This window comes from Massilimicrobiota sp. An142, assembly GCF_002160725.1.
Taxonomy (GTDB): Bacteria; Bacillota_I; Bacilli_A; order Erysipelotrichales; family Coprobacillaceae; genus Allocoprobacillus; species Allocoprobacillus merdigallinarum.
In genome coordinates, this window is record NZ_NFLD01000073.1 from 1 (window position 1) to 2,141 (window position 2,141).

The window sequence follows — 2,141 nt, forward strand, 5'->3', positions numbered from 1 at the left end:
AAGAAATGAAGGATAAGGAATTATCAAAGCATAAATAGTGAAAAGATGACTTCGGTCATCTTTTTTTATGGATATCTGTGTAAAATATGATAAAGAAATGATTTGTTATTACTGTAAAACCTGTCTTTGGCAGTTTTAAATAAAAAAATGGTGCTAATTTGATATTTCTATCGAGTTAGCATCATTTTTATTTGCCTGGCTGTCAGATAATAATTGGTTATTGGTTGATTTAATATGCCTGCAAGATCTCTTATGAATGGAGTGGATCTTGTTATGTTTATATAGCGGTTATTGTTGATTTCCACAATCCTAAATGACTTGATGAATTCACATATTTCGCTTGTTGAGTATTTATTGTCAAGCACCTTGAACTGGAATATCCTTAGAAGCAGCACTGCTGCATAGCAGATTAGAAAATGACCCTTGATGCTGTTTTCCTTTTGCAGATATACCGGTCTGGCATCAAGCTCACTTTTCATCACTCTGAATGATTCCTCGATTCTCCACAGATTGTGATAGGTCTCATATATTTTTTGATCATCCATGTCATATTCCGACGTTACAATAAGATTATAGCCTGCAACAGCCATGTCCTTCTCTATGGCCTCTTCATTCAACATGACTTCTGCCTTGCTTCCATCCTTTCCTTTAAAGGTCACATATTTTGCACTTTCTCCATATTCTTCCTTTTTTGCCTGGGATGCCTTCATCTTTCTTGCTTTTTCCACCATTTTGTTGATTTCAAATACCCTTTTCTTATGCAGCTTCGGATTGTATGTTGCCACTCTTTTTTCCTTGACCTTCTTTATGAATTCTCTTCCATCATCATCGGTATAGGAATATGTATATTCTTCAATGCACGATTTGTGCTTGAATAGTAAATTGCCATCTTTGTCCTTGACTTCCTTATAGTCATTATCCAAAAGCACCCATGTCCTTTCAACCTCTGGAAGTTTCTTGACTGACTTTGAAAAGATATATCCATCTCTGCAGTTGATGGAATCTATGATGTTTCTTGCGCTATTCAGGCCCTTATCCGCAACCCTTATTGTTCTTCCCTTGATATTGTTTCTTTTCTTCAGGCCATTTATGATATTTCTGAAGACAGGCTGTTCTGATTCATTGCCTGGATACATCTCCATGCCAACAGGAATCATGTTGGCATCCAGAAGTAAACCCAGCCCAACAATCGGATCTTTTCTGTTCTCCTTGCTTGGACCCTTTCTCTGAAATGAATTTTCCCTGTCGATTTCAAAATAGAAGTTGGTACAGTCAAAATAGCTGTGGGATGTATCGATGCCATAGTTCTCATCAGTAGCTACAGTCAGTATTTCAACGATTTTCTGATACTCTTCACCTAGAAATTCAACGGCATCAAGCAGCTGGTAATAGCTGTCCTGAGGGGCAGAGAACATGGAAGGCAAGATATCATGGAATGTCCTGTGCTTTGATAAAGGAGCGACAAGTCTTGCATAGACAAGGGAGGTAAAGAGATCATGGACATTGAAATGAAAATGTCTGTTTGACTGAAGATAATCAAAATGTTCCCTTACATCAAGATTATTCATAATGCTGGCCAAGGGAAAGTATCCAAGGAGCTTTTCAGGAGAGACTTCACCGATAAGACGATCGTTGATCTTCTTGTTGGCATTATCAGCCTTTCTCTGGGCATTAAGACGATCGACTTCCTTTTGAAAGTAAGCGATGGGATCATCGATGCCACTGTCGATGAGCTTCTGAATATTGCCTAAAGAGCGATAGCTGCGATGCTTTGTACCCTTAGTTTCAGGGGAATAGAAGCTTTCGTATATAGAGAGATAGGTACGAGACTGCTGTTTTGTAACCTTAAGAAAGTAAGCCATAAGAACACCTCCAATATATAACACCATTACACCACTATTATAACACAAAAGAAAAAATAATAAAATAATTTTTAAATAAAAAAAGCCCATAAAATGGACTTAATTTAAATTTTTCAAAAAAGATTACAAAAGAAACATGGTGCTAACTGCCAAAGACGGGCATTCATAAACACTGTCTTTCCAGGTAATACCAAGATCTATTAAATCTTGTACCTTGCTTTTAGTACGTGTATAGATTGTTACATCATATCCAGCGCTAGTAAGATGTTGAACCATAGG

Annotated in this window: 2 protein-coding genes; both read right to left on the reverse strand. The window is 37.2% G+C overall.

The annotated features are described in order from the left end of the window. Window positions 1-167: 167 nt before the first annotated feature. Window positions 168-1,862 (reverse strand): IS1634 family transposase, encoded by a 1,695-nt coding sequence (locus tag B5E87_RS14695; protein ID WP_087305630.1) that lies wholly within the window; start codon window positions 1,860-1,862, stop codon window positions 168-170. 123 nt (window positions 1,863-1,985) lie between these two features. Then, window positions 1,986-2,138, reverse strand: a complete 153-nt coding sequence (locus B5E87_RS14700) for an NAD(P)-binding domain-containing protein (protein ID WP_241147196.1) — start codon at window positions 2,136-2,138, stop codon at window positions 1,986-1,988. Window positions 2,139-2,141 lie beyond the last annotated feature (3 nt).

What these genes read in the sequence shown, in the direction of transcription:
- B5E87_RS14695 (WP_087305630.1), bottom strand. Translation starts at nt 1,862, where the DNA reads ATGGCTTACTTTCTTAAGGTTACAAAACAGCAGTCTCGTACCTATCTC.
- B5E87_RS14700 (WP_241147196.1), bottom strand. Translation starts at nt 2,138, where the DNA reads ATGGTTCAACATCTTACTAGCGCTGGATATGATGTAACAATCTATACA.